This window comes from Trabulsiella guamensis ATCC 49490 (assembly GCF_000734965.1).
Taxonomy (GTDB): Bacteria; Pseudomonadota; Gammaproteobacteria; order Enterobacterales; family Enterobacteriaceae; genus Trabulsiella; species Trabulsiella guamensis.
Genome location: NZ_JMTB01000027.1, coordinates 1 through 16,273 on the forward strand (window position 1 = coordinate 1; position 16,273 = coordinate 16,273).

Annotated in this window: 18 protein-coding genes; 7 read left to right on the forward strand and 11 right to left on the reverse strand. The window is 53.5% G+C overall.

Features of this window, described 5'->3' with window-relative positions; all coding sequences use genetic code 11:
- The 4 genes from GTGU_RS02325 to GTGU_RS02340 all read right to left on the reverse strand — a co-directional run.
- Positions 1–422 (reverse strand): exonuclease domain-containing protein (locus tag GTGU_RS02325; protein ID WP_038153966.1); only part of this gene is annotated, 422 nt, incomplete at its 3' end.
- A 109-nt stretch (positions 423–531) separates the two neighbouring features.
- Positions 532–939, reverse strand: coding sequence for a lactoylglutathione lyase (gene gloA, locus GTGU_RS02330; RefSeq protein WP_038153967.1), 408 nt, complete (start codon positions 937–939; stop codon positions 532–534).
- Between the two features lie 83 nt (positions 940–1,022).
- A complete protein-coding gene (nemA, locus tag GTGU_RS02335) occupies positions 1,023–2,120 on the reverse strand; it encodes an alkene reductase (RefSeq protein WP_038153969.1) in 1,098 nt (365 codons plus the stop codon).
- A gap of 53 nt (positions 2,121–2,173) precedes the next feature.
- Positions 2,174–2,773 (reverse strand): TetR/AcrR family transcriptional regulator, encoded by a 600-nt coding sequence (locus tag GTGU_RS02340; RefSeq protein WP_038153970.1) that lies wholly within the window; start codon positions 2,771–2,773, stop codon positions 2,174–2,176.
- A gap of 130 nt (positions 2,774–2,903) precedes the next feature.
- Here GTGU_RS02340 and GTGU_RS02345 point away from each other — a divergent pair, with 130 nt between their 5' ends.
- Together GTGU_RS02345 and GTGU_RS02350 are read left to right on the forward strand one after the other, a co-directional pair.
- A complete protein-coding gene (locus tag GTGU_RS02345; protein ID WP_038153971.1) occupies positions 2,904–3,143 on the forward strand; it encodes a DUF1289 domain-containing protein in 240 nt (79 codons plus the stop codon).
- Positions 3,144–3,191: 48 nt separating this feature from the next.
- Entirely contained in the window at positions 3,192–4,088 is an 897-nt protein-coding gene (locus tag GTGU_RS02350) for an aldo/keto reductase (protein WP_038153972.1), read from the forward strand.
- A gap of 29 nt (positions 4,089–4,117) precedes the next feature.
- Here GTGU_RS02350 and GTGU_RS02355 read toward each other — a convergent pair whose 3' ends face one another.
- From GTGU_RS02355 to GTGU_RS02365, 3 genes are read right to left on the reverse strand one after another with little or no spacing between them, the layout of a single operon-like run.
- Positions 4,118–6,133 (reverse strand): FUSC family protein, encoded by a 2,016-nt coding sequence (locus GTGU_RS02355; protein ID WP_038153973.1) that lies wholly within the window; start codon positions 6,131–6,133, stop codon positions 4,118–4,120.
- Positions 6,130–6,987, reverse strand: a complete 858-nt coding sequence (locus GTGU_RS02360) for an efflux RND transporter periplasmic adaptor subunit (RefSeq protein WP_038154015.1) — start codon at positions 6,985–6,987, stop codon at positions 6,130–6,132. The genes GTGU_RS02355 and GTGU_RS02360 overlap by 4 nt, the downstream gene beginning before the upstream one ends.
- Before the next feature lie 9 nt (positions 6,988–6,996).
- Entirely contained in the window at positions 6,997–7,230 is a 234-nt protein-coding gene (locus tag GTGU_RS02365; RefSeq protein ID WP_156964018.1) for a DUF1656 domain-containing protein, read from the reverse strand.
- Between the two features lie 198 nt (positions 7,231–7,428).
- On the opposite strand from GTGU_RS02365, the gene slyA reads away from it, so the two are divergent.
- Positions 7,429–7,869, forward strand: coding sequence for a transcriptional regulator SlyA (gene slyA / locus GTGU_RS02370; protein ID WP_038153974.1), 441 nt, complete (start codon positions 7,429–7,431; stop codon positions 7,867–7,869).
- Between the two features lie 57 nt (positions 7,870–7,926).
- Here slyA and GTGU_RS02375 read toward each other — a convergent pair whose 3' ends face one another.
- Positions 7,927–9,291, reverse strand: a complete 1,365-nt coding sequence (locus GTGU_RS02375; RefSeq protein WP_038153975.1) for a sensor domain-containing diguanylate cyclase — start codon at positions 9,289–9,291, stop codon at positions 7,927–7,929.
- A 248-nt stretch (positions 9,292–9,539) separates the two neighbouring features.
- Positions 9,540–10,007 carry an outer membrane lipoprotein SlyB gene (gene slyB, locus GTGU_RS02380; protein ID WP_038153976.1) on the reverse strand — a complete coding sequence of 156 codons (468 nt, stop codon included), beginning with the start codon at positions 10,005–10,007 and terminating at the stop codon, positions 9,540–9,542.
- A 289-nt stretch (positions 10,008–10,296) separates the two neighbouring features.
- Between slyB and anmK the strand changes: the two genes are divergently transcribed.
- The 4 genes from anmK (at position 10,297) to tyrS (ending at position 13,949) form a co-directional block, all read left to right on the forward strand.
- Positions 10,297–11,421 (forward strand): anhydro-N-acetylmuramic acid kinase, encoded by a 1,125-nt coding sequence (gene anmK / locus GTGU_RS02385; protein WP_038153977.1) that lies wholly within the window; start codon positions 10,297–10,299, stop codon positions 11,419–11,421.
- Between the two features lie 90 nt (positions 11,422–11,511).
- Positions 11,512–11,835, forward strand: coding sequence for a C-type lysozyme inhibitor (gene mliC / locus GTGU_RS02390; protein ID WP_038153978.1), 324 nt, complete (start codon positions 11,512–11,514; stop codon positions 11,833–11,835).
- 57 nt (positions 11,836–11,892) lie between these two features.
- Positions 11,893–12,549, forward strand: a complete 657-nt coding sequence (pdxH, locus tag GTGU_RS02395) for a pyridoxamine 5'-phosphate oxidase (RefSeq protein WP_156964020.1) — start codon at positions 11,893–11,895, stop codon at positions 12,547–12,549.
- Positions 12,550–12,674: 125 nt separating this feature from the next.
- Complete coding sequence (gene tyrS / locus GTGU_RS02400) at positions 12,675–13,949, forward strand: tyrosine--tRNA ligase (protein WP_038153980.1); 1,275 nt, start codon at positions 12,675–12,677, stop codon at positions 13,947–13,949.
- Between the two features lie 84 nt (positions 13,950–14,033).
- Here tyrS and gstA read toward each other — a convergent pair whose 3' ends face one another.
- Entirely contained in the window at positions 14,034–14,639 is a 606-nt protein-coding gene (gstA, locus tag GTGU_RS02405; RefSeq protein WP_038153981.1) for a glutathione transferase GstA, read from the reverse strand.
- A 108-nt stretch (positions 14,640–14,747) separates the two neighbouring features.
- Positions 14,748–16,253, reverse strand: coding sequence for a dipeptide/tripeptide permease DtpA (dtpA, locus tag GTGU_RS02410; protein WP_038153982.1), 1,506 nt, complete (start codon positions 16,251–16,253; stop codon positions 14,748–14,750).
- Positions 16,254–16,273: the final 20 nt, after the last annotated feature.

Below are 16,273 nucleotides of genomic sequence, written 5' to 3' on the forward strand. Positions count from 1 at the left end.
TTGCGCCTGAGTGAGGCGCGCTCTGCGGCCGCCATCATGAAGCTGTGGTCGAAGGTTGCATTGTGCGCCACCATGATCGCCCGGTTGCAGCCACTCTCTTTGATTCCCTTACGCACGGCTTTGAAGATGGCATGCAGCGCGTCATGTTCGCTAACCGCGCCCCGCAGCGGGTTGCTCGGGTCGATACCATTGAACGCCAGCGCTTCTGGCTGAAGATTTGCGCCTTCAAACGGTTCTACATGGAAATGCAGTGTGGTATCCGGCATCAACCAGCCATGCTCATCCATTTTTAACGTCACGGCGGCGATTTCAAGCAGCGCATCCGTACTGGCGTTAAACCCGGCCGTTTCCACATCAATCACCACGGGATAAAAACCACGGAAACGGTCGCACAGACCATTAAGTTGAGCGTTGTCGGACATCAGAATCTCTTAGACGTAAAAAAAGTAGCGCGCATTATGGCAAATTTTGCCTGATCTTTGTAGCGGGGCATAAAAGGACGGGTGCCGTAGCACCCGTGAAGAGACAGGATCAGTTGCCAAGGCCTTTGCCGGCATCTTTCTCTTCGATAAGCTCGATTTTGTAGCCGTCCGGATCTTCCACAAAAGCGATGACCGTGGTGCCGCCTTTTACCGGGCCAGCTTCGCGGGTCACGTTACCGCCGTTTCTGCGGATGCGTTCGCAGGCTTCTGCTGCGTTCTCAACGCTGAGCGCGATATGACCATACGCCGTACCCAGATCGTAGCTGTCCACACCCCAGTTGTAGGTCAGCTCAATCACGGCTTCATCGCTTTCCGGGCCGTAGCCAACGAAGGCTAGCGAGTATTTATACTCCGGGTTTTCGCTGGTGCGCAGCAATTGCATGCCGAGGACTTTCGTATAGAAGTCAATGGAACGCTGCAGGTCGCCTACACGGAGCATAGTGTGAAGTAAGCGCATAAAATCCCCTTATCTTTGATAACAATACATTCAGAACAATGTTTTAGTATAGCGGCGGATGACCGCCGCTATCAATGTAGGGATTACAGCGTGGGGTAATCAGTGTAGCCTTCAGCGCCGCCGCCATAGAAACTTTCCGGCCGCTGTGGGTTCAGTTCTGCCTTGCGTTGCAGACGGGCGACCAGATCCGGGTTGGCTATCCAGTCACGGCCGAATGCCACGGCGTCAATCAGTCCTTTGTTGAGTAGATCGTCGGCTTTTTCCATCGTGTACGCGCCCGCGCCCACAATCGGGCCATGGAAACGTTCACGCACTTTGCGGCGGAATGCCTCACTGTAAGGCTGGCCACCCGCCCAGTCAGGCTCAGACATATGCAGATATGCAATGCCACGCTTGCCGAGCTGTTCAATCAGGTACAATGCATCGGCTTCTTCGTTCGGGCCATTATCAAGGTTCTGGAACGTACCCACTGGCGAGACACGGATCCCGATGCGATCGGCACCCCATTCTTTAATCCCCGCATCCACCACTTCCAGCACCAGACGCGCGCGGTTTTCCACGCTGCCGCCGTACTGGTCGGTACGATGGTTAGAGGTTGGCGACAGGAACTGATGCAACAGATAACCGTGTGCGGAGTGTAGTTCAACCATATCAAACCCGGCTTCACGGGCATTAGCGATCGCCTGACGGAAATCATTCACAATCCCCGTGATCTCTTCCAGCGCCAGCGCGCGCGGCATCGAGGTATCTTCGCGGTAAGTATTACCGTTTTCATCACGCAGTGAAGTACGTGTACCACCACTAATGGCAGACGGTGCTACCGGCGCTTTCCCGCCAGGCTGAAGGCTGGCGTGGGAAATACGCCCCGTGTGCCACAGCTGAACGGCCATATGGCCCTGTGCCGCATGCACGCCGTCGGTGATTTTTTTCCATGCTGCGATTTGTTCCAGGCTGTGCAGTCCCGGTGCGCCCGCATAGCCTTTCGCCTGTGCAGAAATTTGCGTGGCTTCGGAGATGATTAATCCGGCGCTGGCGCGCTGGCGATAATATTCGCCCATTAGCGGTGTCGGAATATCACCCGGCTCAATGCTGCGAAGGCGGGTCAGCGGTGCCATAAAAACACGGTTTGGAACGGTAATCGCACCCACTTTCAGTGGGGTAAATACTTTTTGTTGTGACATGGTGACTCCTGAGTAGACCGGTCGTCTAGTGATGTTGTAAATTTTAGCGCCTGTTATGCCGCAGGCGCGGTAATCAATGTTCTGACGTGTGCCAGCGCACTTTCCAGCGCCGTGGCGCAGCGGGACATCTTGGCCTGCAAATTGGCGCCCAGCCACAGTGAGTAGAGCACTTGCGCCAGCTCCGCGGCATGGCCGTCAAATGCCAGGCTGCCTTCGGTGCGGCCATCTTCCAGCGCCTGTGCGAGCAGGGCGGTGATCCTCTGCGCGCCTTTGTTCATTTCTGCGCGCATCGCTTCTGACAGGTCACACACTTCAGCGGTCAGCTTGACCGTCAGACAGCCGCTGATAATCCCTTGTTCGATGAACTGCGTCAGAGTGTGCTGATAATATGCCAGCAAACGATCACGATAATTGCCTTCACCATGGGTAAAGTGCACTGTCAGACGCTGATGATAATCCTCAAAATAGCGCTCCAGCATGGCAACGCCAAAGGCCTCTTTTGAGCGAAAATAATGGTAAAACGAACCCTTCGGAACTTCGGCGGTCTTTAACAGTTCGCTAAGCCCCATCCCGGTAAAACCGCGGTGCATGCAAAGCTGCTCACCGGTGGCAAGGATATGTTCACGGGTATCACAATCAGTATGTCTGTTCATGAGGGCTACTGTAGTAGACCGATCGGTCTAATGCAAGCCGAATCTGCATGCGCTTTTTTTGAATAAAGGTTGCGCATGGCGAGTGAAGCGTCTTCAATGAGAAGAATGATCCACCAACTGAGGGCAGAAAGTGGCTGAACAACTGGAATTCTTTCCGGTACAAAGCCCGTGCCGGGGAATTTGTCAGTCAGATGAGCGCGGCTACTGTCGTGGCTGTATGCGAAGCCGGGATGAGCGTTTCCACTGGCAAACACTGAGCGATGCCCAAAAGCAGGAGGTACTTCGCCTCTGCCGTCAGCGTTTGCTGCGCAAATTACGCGCAACCAAAGCAATTCCGCCTGAAGATCCTGAGCAGCCTTCACTGTTTTAGTGATAATTTTGCGTATACTCTCCGCAGGTCTTTATTGAGGAAGCTGTTATGGTTCAGCGAATTACCCTGGCACCGCAAGGGCCGGAATTTTCCCGTTTCGTGATGGGATACTGGCGGCTGATGGACTGGAACATGTCCCCACGCCAGCTGGTGAGTTTTATCGAAGAGCATCTGGATCTCGGCATTACAACCGTTGATCACGCCGATATTTATGGCGGTTACCAGTGTGAAGCGGCCTTTGGTGAAGCGCTGAAACTGGCGCCGCATCTGCGTCAGCGGATGGAAATCGTCAGCAAATGCGGTATCGCCACTACGGCGCGGGCGGAAAACGTTATCGGCCATTACATTACCGATCGTGACCACATCGTGCGTAGTGCCGAGCAGTCGCTGAAGAATCTGGCAACCGATGCGCTTGATCTGTTGCTCATCCACCGTCCTGATCCTCTCATGGATGCCGACGAGGTTGCGGAAGCCTTCCTGACGCTGCATCAGAGTGGCAAAGTGCGCCATTTCGGCGTTTCAAACTTTACGCCGGCACAGTTCGCGCTATTGCAGTCCCGTTTACCGTTTACGCTGGCGACTAACCAGGTGGAGATTTCTCCGGTTCACCAGCCGCTGCTGCTTGACGGTACGCTGGATCAGTTACAACAGCTGCGTATTCGTCCGATGGCATGGTCTTGCCTTGGCGGCGGCCGTCTGTTTAACGATGCGACTTTCCAGCCTCTGCGTGATGAACTGACGACGATTGCCCAGGAACTGAATGCGGGAAGTATCGAACAGGTGGTTTATGCCTGGGTGATGCGTCTGCCGTCGCAGCCGTTGCCGATTATCGGCTCTGGCAAGATTGAACGCGTGCGCTCAGCGATTGTGGCAGCCGATCTGAATATGACGCGCCAGCAATGGTTCCGCATCCGCAAGGCGGCGCTGGGCTACGACGTCCCGTAATCGCGTTACCCGTGCGGAGTGATTGTATTTCACTCCGCAATGGCCCCGTCCGGCAGGGCCTGTTCCAGTTGTGAAAGAGAGCAGTACAGCCGCCAGATAAGCGACGCCAGTTCCCGCGCTGCGGGTTGATGATGTTTCGCCAGCGCATCGCAAATCCGCTGAAGTTCCTGTAATGAAGATGCCAGTGGTCGGTGCTGAACGCCGCGCTCGTTCATGACATCGCGCAACAGCGTTATGCAGAGATCGCGCACTTGTGACAGCGGGTCAGATCGCGCTTCCCACTCGCGCAGTTGCCAGACCACATGCGAACAATTGAGTAAAACCACTCCCCAGCGCAGCAGCCAGCGGCGCGCCAGCGCATCCTTACTGTTACTTAACTGGCTGACGTGATGATACACCAGCGACTCAAATTCATGCTCTGAATGGGCAGGGCGGCGGCTGAGCTGGTCAACAAAGTGACACCGTAACGCATGGATGTGACGACGGCTTTTGCGCGCATCCGAGCCCGGACGCAGGATCGCAAAGGCAGTCCACGCCAGTCCCACGCCAAGAATTTTGGCCAGATTGTCATTGAGAAAATCGCCGAAATCATACACGGGCGGGTTTGTGACGGCGATGAACGATCCCATAAAGACAATCAGTTGCCCCCATAAGCCCGCCAGTTTCGGCATCTGCAATTTGAGCAGTTGCATGGTGGTGAGCAGCGGAAAGAGAAACAGCAGAAACTGCCACAGCTCGCTGATCTGCACCATCAGGCCGAACTTGACCATGAAACTGAACAGCGACAGCAGGATAAGTGTACGCATTAGCAGGGTCAGTGAATTGAACGGTGACGGTGAGGCGGAGTAAAGCACGCAACAAATCGACGCCAGCGTCAGGGCGGAAGCACCCGCGTCCCATTGGGTACTGATGCTCCATGCGCCGACAGCGACCAGTGCGCAAAAGGTTCGAATACCGTTCCACAGCGCTTCGGCGTGATCAGTATGCCGTGCCAGCGCCGGCGCCCGGGGAACATCAAACTCGGTAATTGCGGTGGCGTTTTCCAGTCGGTTGAGCCAGTAACTGTTTTTCAGATACACGCGGCAGAAATAGCGCAGCCGGTGCCAGAACGCATGATGACGATAATCCTGCGGATCCGTCGGTGCCAGTGGCGCGATGATGCGCGAGACATGGTAAAAATCGCTTCCTGGCCGGGCAAGTTCAATCAGCAAAGCCTCAATGACAGGCCGCACATTATCCGGAGGTGACGGCCAGTTCAACAGTAACCGTCGCAGGCTGGAAATAACGCTGATCAACCGTAATTGCTGATGCAGCAGGTAATTGAGCAGGCTGTTCTGACGGCGGAAACGGTAATGACTCCAGAATGCCTGAATGCGCAGCAGGTTGGCGGTCAGGATCTGACTGATAATGCTTTGATGGGCAATTCGAATGGCGTCAGTGGTGTCAGGTTGCCAGAGCAGGCTGGCATGCTCCAGCAACCGGGTGTGCATGTTTTTTAGCGCTGTCAGCAACGTGGTACCGTCAGAAGTACTGGGCATGATCATCATCATCGTACCGCCGCACAGGATCCCGACGATTACTTCGCAGACGCGCGCCTGGGCGATGTCCCACAGCTCGGTCGGGTCGACCACGTTGATCACCGGGAAGGCAATAATCGCGCAGGTATAACCGGCCAACTGGAAGGCATAGGCGACGTTATTGGTGAACATCGCGCAGGCCCAGGTGCAAAGTGCAATCCACGCTGACATGCTGAAGAGAAAAAACCACGGGTCGGTCAGTGTATGACCGGCAATGATCAGTGCGGCGGTCGCGCCAAACAGACTCCCTGCAATGCGTCCGAAACTTTTGCTGATAACGCCGCCGACGGTGGGAAAACTGACAACCGCCGCCGAAGTCATTGCCCAGTAGGGCTCGTCGAGATTCAGGTAATAAGCAATGCTGAGCGCAAGACACATGGCAATGCCGTTACGCAACGCGTAGCGCCATTGCGGCCGCGAAGCTTTAATCCACGGCAGTGACCGCCACGTCAGGGCAGGAAAGGTCATTCGTTTCTGCCGACCGCAACAGTGCAGGTGGTGCCTGAAACCAATGTGATCTCCGATGGCAGGTTATCAAACTCGATGCGTACCGGGACGCGCTGCGCCAGGCGTACCCAGGGAATATTGGGTTTGATGTCGGCCACCAGACCACTGTCGCTCTCTACGCTCTGATCATAAATGGCGCGTCCTATACTGGAAACGTGACCGCGTAACGTTTGATTGTTGCTGTAGAGGATAATTTCCGCGCTGTCGCCCGCGCGGATATGTCGCAGTTTGGTCTCCTCGAAATAACCAATGACATAAAACGAGTGGCTGTCGACCAGGGCAAAAACCGGTTGGCCTTCAGTGGCATAGCTGCCCACGCGAGTGGAAAGGTTCGTGACCCAGCCATCGACGGGCGCTTTGATGACCGTCTGCGCAAGCTGCCAGCGGGCGTGTTCCAGTGAAGCCTGCGCCGCATCGACAGAGGCTTTCGCCGCTTTCACCGTGACGTTTGCCGTATCGAGGTCTTCAGCGGAAATGTAGTTTTGTGGCAGGTTGCGACGGCGGGTGGCTTCGTGAGTGGCTTTGACTAAGTCGGTCTGCGCCTTTGCCAGCTCTGCCTGTGCATTCAGTACCGCAATGTTGTACGGCGTGTCGTCAATGCGAAACAGCACGTCGCCGGCTTTCACCAACTGGTTATCTTTTACATTTATCGCCTGAATACTTCCTGAAACCTGGGGCGTGATGCTGACCTGTTCCGCGCGCACTTTGCCGTCGCGTGTCCAGGGCGACTGCATATAGTAATTCCAGACCAGCCAGACAATGACCAGGGCGATGGCGGCAATGAACAGGGTCGAAAAATACTTGAGTTTTTTCATCATCAGACATCACCACGACACAATAAGCACCAGCGCCAGAGACACCGACAGTGCGAATAAAGAGAGATCCATCAGCATGGGATGCCAGATATCGCCCGCGTACATCCAGTCGCGTAACTGGCGGTGGGCGACAAGCCAGATCAGAAAGCCCAACAGGACGGCTTTGAACAGCGGAGGGAAATAAATGGATGCGCCGACCACCAGATCCTGAAGAGGCAGTCCTGATGCAGTAAATGTTAACATCACGAGCAGAAATCCTTTGCCAGGGCGTAATAAGAGGCCAATTGTGGGATCCACATCGGCAAAACGCATTTATAACTATTGAGAGTATAAATCATTGCTTTGGTTTGCGTTAAGAAGGCAATACATTGTTTTGGTATGTTAAATGCTGCACACTATCTTAAAATCAGTATAATAACTTAGCAAGCTAATTATAAGGAGATGAAATTGGAATCGCCACTAGGTTCTGATCTGGCCCGGTTAGTGCGCATCTGGCGTGCTCTGATCGACCATCGCCTGAAACCTCTGGAATTGACGCAAACGCATTGGGTGACGCTGCATAACATTCATCAGCTTCCACCTGAGCAGTCGCAAATTCAACTGGCTAAAGCGATTGGCATCGAGCAACCGTCACTGGTGAGAACGCTTGACCAACTGGAGGAGAAAGGACTCATCTCTCGCCAGACATGTGCAAGCGATCGTCGTGCTAAGCGCATTAAGCTCACTGAGAAAGCTGAGCCGCTGATTGAAGAGATGGAAGCGGTGATCAGGAAAACACGCGGTGAAATTCTTTCTGGCATCACCTCGGATGAACTGAACATGCTGCTCAATCTGATTTCGCGTATTGAGCAAAATATTCTTGAGCTGCAGGCAAGAGACTGAGCAATCCCGTATCCCGAATAAAAGGCCTTGCATCCGCAAGGCCTTTCTTTTTCTCGTTTACTGCCAGACTACCACGCGATTACGTCCCGCTTCTTTGGCGGCGTACATAGCCTGGTCGGCGCGTTGCACACACTCTTCAGCGGATAAATCATACGCAGTGGCGGTAAATACCCCCATGCTGATGGTGACAGGCTCTGGCAGTTGCCCGTCGCTGCTTTGTGGAGCCTGCTGACAAATCGTCTGCCGGATGCGTTCCGCCACGTTGAGGGCCTCTGTGGCGGATGTGTTGGTCAGTAACACGGCAAATTCCTCGCCGCCGATCCTCGCGGCAACGTCTTTGTCGCGTACAGCGTTCTGCAATACCCCAGAGACAAACTGGATCACCTTATCGCCCTGCAGATGCCCGTACTGATCATTAATGCGTTTAAAGCGGTCAAGATCGCTGACGATGACCGACAGCGGACGGGCAGCGGTAGTACCTGGCAATTGCTGCGTCAACGTATCGTAAAAGTAGCTCCGGTTGTATAGCCGGGTCAGCGGGTCACGAATCGAGTTTTGATAAGAATCGAGATATTTGTCGTGGGATTTGCGGTACAGATTGAACACGTCGCACAGCAGAACAAAAATCAGAAACAGCGTAGAGACGGTTTCAATGAAACGGGCCTGATACCAGGTGTAACCGGCGCTGTGATCGGACGACAGCAAAACCGCGAGCGTCACGATAAAACAGACGCAGAAAAAACCGCCGCTGTACCAGAATATATTCCGCAGCCGCGAAATAAAAATTAATATTATGAGCGCTGCGCACCACATCGCGACGAGGCTCCAGCCAATAATATCTCGCCACAGCGGGGTAAATGCATAGGTCAAATTATCAATAAAATTCACGCTGAGTAATGAAGAACTACTGGAGTAAAACCAGGAGAGCGTAATCATTGATGCTGTGAATGTAATAACGGCAAATAATATCCATGAATGAATGTTTCGTGTATGCATATCATGGCGACGAAATTTGAACAATATGACAGAGGCGACAAATAACGTTGCCATCATAATGTTACGGAAAAAGTAGAAGATAATTGCATCATTGTAATTAATTAAGTGCCCTGCGTTACACAAATACCACTGCGGATAACTGCTGAGGGTGCCCAGCATAAGCAGTGCGGAACCGGCGAAGGCACAGGCGATGGGCATCAGATACAAGCGTCGTCTTTCGCAGATATACTTCATAAACATGAAGCCTGCTACCATTGTATGAAACACTAACAGAAATATCGTCATCGTCGGAAATATGACAGTGCTGATACCTGGTGCATGCCTGATGGTTAGCATAGACAGATAAAAAAAGATAAAAATGGCGGTAATACAGATAGTAATGAACAAAAAGGCGTGGCGTGAATAGTGTCGCGTAGCGTTAACCATAATAGACATCTCAAAGTAAGCAGACTGCAATATACAGCCCAAGTTGTGCAGGTGTCCTTCCCGCGTTAAAGAGAGTCTATCTTTTTATTTATCAGAAAATATTGCGCCTGAACAAATAAAGCAGTCGCGAAAATTCTGATGGCAATTTTTATGGTAATACTATGTTTGAAAGATTAAGCAAAAATAAAAAACTGTCAGCACAAGTAAAAAGAAAAAGCGTGGCGCTGGGTGCGCCACGCAGGAAGAATTTAACGCGGAGAAACAGTCACCTGGCTGCCATTGCTGGCCATAGCGACACGCTGACCGGCTGAGAAACGGGTATCACCCTGTTTCTGCACCACCATAATGGTGTTGCCGTCATCCTTACGAATTTCCAGTTCAACACCCTGGGTTTTGTTCATTGCCCCCTGAACGCCCTGGCCTGCAACGCCACCAGCCACGGCGCCTGCGGCCGTTGCTAGCGAGCGACCCGTACCGCCGCCGATGGTATTCCCGAGGAAACCACCCAGAACAGCACCACCAATAGCACCAATAGCGTTGGTATCATTACCGCCCTGAATCTGGACCGGACGCACGTGGACAATGGTTCCGTAGGTAACGTTCTGAACCTGTTTCGCCTCGGATGCGGTATATACGTCTCCGGACAGGCCACTGCTACTGACACAGCCAGCCAGTGATAAACCCACCATAGAAACGGCTAAAATACGTAACATCATTTATGAATCTCCTGTTCACATGTAACGCTCGGTCGAGCATCCGTCATCATGCAATTATATGGTATTTGCGCGCAGCAGGGCATCAGTTCTGGCTGCAGAATCTAAAAATAATACCGAAACCACATTTAACCAAAGATAAACGAAGGCGGATACGGACACTATGTAAAAATTGAATACGACACGTTCGTGTTATTCTGCGAGGTATTGTTAAAATCTATTATCGCATCGTAGCAATGCGAAACGCTTTATGGTGGAGTGTTAATTCTCAAAACCTTACTAAGGAAGGCATATGAAATCGGGTCGCTATATTGGCGTAATGTCAGGTACCAGCCTTGATGGGGTGGATGTCGTGCTTGCCGCTATTGATGAAACGATGGTCGCGCAGCAGGCCAGTCTGACTTATCCGATCCCCGCGCCGCTGAAAGAGGCCGTGTTGGGCATTTGCCAGGGGCAGCAGTTGACGCTATCGCAACTTGGGCGGCTCGACGTGCAGTTGGGGCGCCTGTTCGCAGATGCGGTTCTGGCGCTGATGAGCCAGGAACGCTTACTGGCAGAAGATATCGTCGCCATTGGTTGCCACGGCCAGACGGTATGGCATGAGCCCGTAGGCCCCGCCGCGCATACCATGCAGATTGGCGATAACAACCAGATTGTGGCGCGTACTGGCGTCACTGTGGTGGGGGATTTTCGCCGCCGGGACATGGCGCTTGGCGGGCAGGGCGCGCCGCTGGTTCCGGCGTTCCATAGTGCGTTACTGGCCCACCCGGTTGAGCGGCGCATGGTGCTCAACATCGGCGGTATCGCTAATCTCTCTTTACTGATTCCTGGCCAGCCGGTGCGTGGCTACGACACCGGGCCGGGGAATATGCTGATGGATGCGTGGATCTGGCGACAGCGCGGCAAACCCTATGATAAAGACGCTGAATGGGCGGGAAGCGGGAAAGTGATCCTGTCGTTGTTGCAGGACATGCTTAGCGATCCGTTCTTTGCCTTACCCGCGCCCAAAAGTACAGGCCGTGAGTATTTCAATTTGAGCTGGCTTGAGCGGCATCTGATACGCCACCCGGGGTTGCAACCGCAGGATGTGCAGGCGACGCTGGCGGAGCTGACCGCAATTACCATCAGCGAGCAGGTGTTGCTGAGCGGCGGCTGCGAGCGGTTGTTAGTGTGTGGCGGCGGCAGTCGTAACCCGTTATTGATGGCGCGACTGGCGGGAATGTTGCCAGGAACGGAGGTCACCACCACCGACGACGCAGGCATCAGCGGCGATGACATGGAAGCGCTGGCGTTCGCCTGGCTTGCGTGGCGCACGATCGCCGGATTACCAGGTAATCTGCCGTCAGTCACTGGCGCGGCAGAGGCGTCAGTGCTGGGGGCGATTTACCCGGCGAACCCGCGCAAGAATCAGAGTTAACTGAAATCCTGATGATAATGCTGTGGTTAAAATGCAATTATTCACGGAGGGCCTTGCCCTCCAGGACCAGGAAAGTCATCAGGATCGACCATGAAAAAACTATTGATCGCCGTTATCCCTTTCATGCTTGCGGGCTGTAGCTACTACAACCAGTTTGTGGAGCGCATTCAAACGGACAAACTGGAATACCAGTGCGACGAAAAACCGCTTACCGTCAACCTCAACAACTCCCGTGAGGAAGTCAGTTTCATATATGATAACCAGTTGCGTACGCTAAAACAGGGGCTTTCCGCTTCCGGTGCCCGTTATACCGATGGTGTATACGTTTTCTGGTCGAAAGGGGACTCGGCAACCGTCTACAAACGTGACCGCATCGTCCTGAATAACTGCCAGTTACAAAATCCGCAGCGTTGAGATTTTCAGGCGGGGAGCGCACAATAACGCCTCCTGACATTGATGATTTTGAACGCCATGCCTGATAATGACGAACTGCAACAAATCGCGCATTTGCGCAGAGAATACACCCGTGGCGGTCTTCGCCGCCGCGATCTCCCCGAAGAACCGTTAACCCTTTTTGAACGCTGGCTACGCCAGGCCTGTGATGCGAAACTTGCTGATCCCACGGCCATGGTGGTGGCGACCGTTGATGAACACGGTCAGCCCTATCAGCGTATCGTCTTGCTCAAACACTATGATGAAAAAGGGCTGGTGTTCTACACCAACCTCGGCAGCCGCAAAGCGCACCAGATTGAACAGAATCCGCGGATCAGCCTGTTGTTCCCCTGGCACATGCTGGAACGCCAGGTGATGGTCATCGGTAAAGCCGAAAAACTCTCCACGCTGGAAGTTGTGAAATACTTCCACAGCCGTCCGCGCGACAGCCAGATAGGCGCCTGGGTATCTAAACAGTCGAGCCGCATCTCGGCACGCGGGATCCTCGAAAGCAAGTTCCTTGAACTGAAGCAAAAGTTTCAGCAGGGCGAAGTCCCGCTGCCCAGTTTCTGGGGCGGTTTCCGTGTCAGCATCGAGCAAATGGAATTCTGGCAGGGGGGCGAGCACCGCCTGCATGACCGTTTTTTATATCAGCGCGATAACAATGCCTGGAAAATCGATCGCCTTGCGCCATAAACCCTAAAAATGTTGCGTTAAGCGCTGGCACAAGAAGGGCTGGCGCTTTATTCTATGAAACTTTCGTATCTGACGAAAAGTCGTGTACCGGCAGAGGTGCAGTCCGTTTATACATGGAGAATTTGATGGCAAGCAGTAACTTGATTAAACAATTGCAAGAGCGGGGCCTGGTGGCTCAGGTGACGGACGAGGAAGCGTTAGCAGAGCGACTGGCGCAAGGCCCGATCGCGCTCTATTGCGGCTTCGATCCCACCGCTGACAGCTTGCATTTGGGGCATCTTGTTCCTTTGTTATGCCTGAAACGCTTCCAGCTGGCGGGTCATAAGCCGGTTGCGCTGGTGGGCGGCGCGACGGGGTTGATTGGCGACCCCAGTTTTAAAGCGACCGAGCGTAAGCTGAATACGGAAGAGACCGTGCAGGAGTGGGTAGACAAAATCCGTAAGCAGGTGTCGCCGTTCCTTGATTTCGACTGTGGCAGCAACTCCGCCATCGCGGCTAACAACTACGACTGGTTCGGCAACATGAACGTGCTGACCTTCCTGCGCGATATCGGTAAGCACTTCTCTGTTAACCAGATGATTAACAAAGAAGCGGTGAAACAGCGCCTGAATCGCGATGATGTCGGAATTTCTTTTACCGAATTCTCCTACAATCTGTTGCAGGGGTATGACTTTGCCTGCCTGAACAAACTGCATAACGTAGTGCTGCAAATTGGCGGTTCTGACCAGTGGGGCAACATTACGTCGGGCATCGATCTGACCCGTCGTCTGCATCAGAATCAGGCGTTCGGTCTGACGGTTCCGCTCATCACCAAAGCAGACGGCACCAAATTTGGTAAAACCGAAGGTGGGGCGGTGTGGCTGGATCCGAAGAAAACCAGTCCGTACAAATTCTATCAGTTCTGGATTAACACCGCAGATGCCGACGTTTACCGCTTCCTGAAGTTCTTCACCTTCATGGACATTGAAGCCATCAATGCGCTGGAAGAAGAAGACAAAAACAGTGGTAAAGCCCCGCGCGCGCAGTACGTGCTGGCAGACGAGGTTACACGTCTGGTGCATGGCGAAGAGGGCCTGGCAGCGGCGAAACGCATCACCGAAAGTCTGTTCAACGGCACACTGAGTGATCTCAGCGAAGCGGATTTCGAACAGCTGGCGCAGGATGGCGTGCCGATGGTGGAAATGACCAAAGACGCCGATCTGCTGCAGGCGCTGGTGGATTCCGAATTGCAACCGTCACGGGGACAGGCGCGTAAAACCGTTGCCTCCAACGCTATCACCATCAATGGTGAAAAGCAGGCTGATCCGGAATACACCTTTACCGACAGCGATCGTCTCTTCGGGCGTTACACTTTACTACGTCGTGGTAAAAAGAATTACTGCCTGATCTGCTGGAAGTAACCGGAATCTGTAAATCACGCCGGGTGACGCTGCGCTCACCCGGCCTGTAAATCGCACAGGCCCGTGCAAGCGCAGACAAGTCTGTTAGTTCAACCCTTCCGCTTTCATTGCCGCCGCTACAGCAGGGCGCGCTGCAACACGTTCCATATAGGAAGCAATGTGGCTCAATCCTTCCATATTTAGTTTCACCGCTCGTGCCCAGCGCAGGACGGTAAACAGGTAGGCATCGGCGATAGTAAACCGCGAGCCGCAAATCCACTGATCATCTTTCAGCGATTCGTTAAGATACTGCAGTTTTTTCTCCAGCAGGGCGCGGGCGATCGGTTTGTAGTCTTCCGGTGTGTCCGGGCGCAACAGCGGGGTAAAGCTTTTATGCAGTTCGGTGGCGACGTAGTTCAGCCACTCCAGTGTTTTGTAACGTTTCAGGGTATCCGTCGCTGCCAGTAACTGGCGATCAGGCACGCGGTCGGCAATGTACTGCATAATCGCAACACCTTCCGTCAGGAGCGTCTCGTCATCGAGCAGCAGAGCCGGTACCTGGCCCTTGGGATTTACCTGCAGATAGTTATCGCCGTTTTCCAGTATCTTTTTCGCCAGATCCACACCTTCCAGCGTGAAGTCCTGTCCACTCTCACGCAATACGATGTGTGATGCGAGCGAACACGCACCAGGTTTATAAAACAATTTCATAGGTAACTCCTTTTGGCAGCGGTTTGCATTATGTTAGTGCTGCTGGTGATAAAAAAAAAGCCGCCAACTCAAGGTTAGCGGCTTAATTTTCTTCGTTTCCCGATGACGTTACGCGGTTGCGGTTTCGCTCGCTTTTTCTGCGTTGTCGTCATCCAGCGTCATGCGGTTAAGCTTCGGCGCGGTGAGTAACATCAGCACAGTAATGACGGCGGTCGCAATACCGATCTGCAGGAAGACGCGGCCATAGACTTCCAGCGACATCAGCGGATCAGTGACGTTTTCCGGTACAGCCATCAGGTTGGCGATTTTGCCCGCGATAATCGCGGCGCCAGCGGTGGTCAGGAACCAGCTACCCATAATGAAGCCCATCAGACGCTGCGGCACCAGTTGCGCCACCATCGCCAGGCCCAGACCGGAGATCATCAGTTCACCGATGGACTGCAGCGCGTAGCTCAGGATCAACCAGTTGACGGAGACGATACCAGCGTCGGTCGCGAATTTTGCACCCAGCGGCAGCACCAGGAACGCACCGGAGCACAGCATCATCCCAATCGCGAATTTGTGCGGCATTGGCAGACGGTCACCCATCTTGTTGTAGATTGCCGCCAGGATCGGGCTACCAATCATGATCCAGAACGGGTTCAGCGCCTGATACTGTTCCGGCTCGAACGCGATACCAAGGATGGAGTGTTCAACGTTACGAATCGCGAAGAAGTTCAGTGAGGTCGGCATCTGGCTGTACAGAACGAAGAAGACAACCGCTTCAAGCATCAGAATGAAGGCAACGATCATCTTACGACGTGCCGCGCCCTGCATTCCAAACGCTTCTTTAGCGAAGATGCACACGATACCCAGCGCAATCACACCCAGCGCGATACGTGCGATACCCTGGTTGTGCAGCAGCCAGGTTGCAATCGCCACCAGAACCACGACACCCGCGATTGTCGCCAGCAGTTTGCCCATATGAACCGGTGCAAAGTCTGGTTTAGAACCGTACTGTTTCACCCATTTCTGGCAGAACGCGAAGTTCACGACGGTGATCAGCATCCCGACCACGCTCAGCGCGAACGCGACGCTCCAGCCGAACTTCACGGCCAGCCACGGCGTTGCCAGCATAGAGAAGAAGGAACCGATGTTCACAGACATGTAGTACATGGTGAATGCACCGTCCAGACGCGGGTCATTTTTCTCGTAGCAGGTAGAAAGCAGGGAAGACGGGTTGGCTTTGAACAGGCCGTTACCGACGGCGATAGTCGCCATCCCCATATAGACGATCGCGGCGTTGTGACCAGACCATGCGACCAACGCATAACCAATCGCCAGGACGATAGCGCCCAGCATGATAACGCGTTTTGTACCCAGAACTTTATCGCCCAGCCAGCCACCGATCGCTACAAGACCGTAAACCAGTGCGCTAAAGGAAGAGAACAAAGTAATTGAATCCGCTTCAGACATACCCAGTTGTTTAACCAGGTAAACGGCCATGATCCCTTGCAGGCCGTAGTAACCAAAACGTTCCCATAATTCGATAGAAAAGATGAGATAGAACGCTTTCGGTTGCTTGAAAGCATTCAGACTAACGCTTTCTGCTGGTTTATTGTTTGCAGTTGACACATATACCTCTTTTTTTACGT

Excerpts from the sequence above, each read along its gene's own strand:
- gloA (WP_038153967.1), bottom strand. The coding sequence starts at position 939 with ATGCGCTTACTTCACACTATGCTCCGTGTAGGCGACCTGCAGCGTTCC.
- nemA (WP_038153969.1), bottom strand. The coding sequence starts at position 2,120 with ATGTCACAACAAAAAGTATTTACCCCACTGAAAGTGGGTGCGATTACC.
- GTGU_RS02340 (WP_038153970.1), bottom strand. The coding sequence starts at position 2,773 with ATGAACAGACATACTGATTGTGATACCCGTGAACATATCCTTGCCACC.
- GTGU_RS02350 (WP_038153972.1), top strand. The coding sequence starts at position 3,192 with ATGGTTCAGCGAATTACCCTGGCACCGCAAGGGCCGGAATTTTCCCGT.
- GTGU_RS02355 (WP_038153973.1), bottom strand. The coding sequence starts at position 6,133 with ATGACCTTTCCTGCCCTGACGTGGCGGTCACTGCCGTGGATTAAAGCT.
- GTGU_RS02360 (WP_038154015.1), bottom strand. The coding sequence starts at position 6,987 with ATGAAAAAACTCAAGTATTTTTCGACCCTGTTCATTGCCGCCATCGCC.
- GTGU_RS02365 (WP_156964018.1), bottom strand. The coding sequence starts at position 7,230 with ATGTTAACATTTACTGCATCAGGACTGCCTCTTCAGGATCTGGTGGTC.
- slyA (WP_038153974.1), top strand. The coding sequence starts at position 7,429 with ATGAAATTGGAATCGCCACTAGGTTCTGATCTGGCCCGGTTAGTGCGC.
- GTGU_RS02375 (WP_038153975.1), bottom strand. The coding sequence starts at position 9,291 with ATGGTTAACGCTACGCGACACTATTCACGCCACGCCTTTTTGTTCATT.
- slyB (WP_038153976.1), bottom strand. The coding sequence starts at position 10,007 with ATGATGTTACGTATTTTAGCCGTTTCTATGGTGGGTTTATCACTGGCT.
- anmK (WP_038153977.1), top strand. The coding sequence starts at position 10,297 with ATGAAATCGGGTCGCTATATTGGCGTAATGTCAGGTACCAGCCTTGAT.
- mliC (WP_038153978.1), top strand. The coding sequence starts at position 11,512 with ATGAAAAAACTATTGATCGCCGTTATCCCTTTCATGCTTGCGGGCTGT.
- pdxH (WP_156964020.1), top strand. The coding sequence starts at position 11,893 with ATGCCTGATAATGACGAACTGCAACAAATCGCGCATTTGCGCAGAGAA.
- tyrS (WP_038153980.1), top strand. The coding sequence starts at position 12,675 with ATGGCAAGCAGTAACTTGATTAAACAATTGCAAGAGCGGGGCCTGGTG.
- gstA (WP_038153981.1), bottom strand. The coding sequence starts at position 14,639 with ATGAAATTGTTTTATAAACCTGGTGCGTGTTCGCTCGCATCACACATC.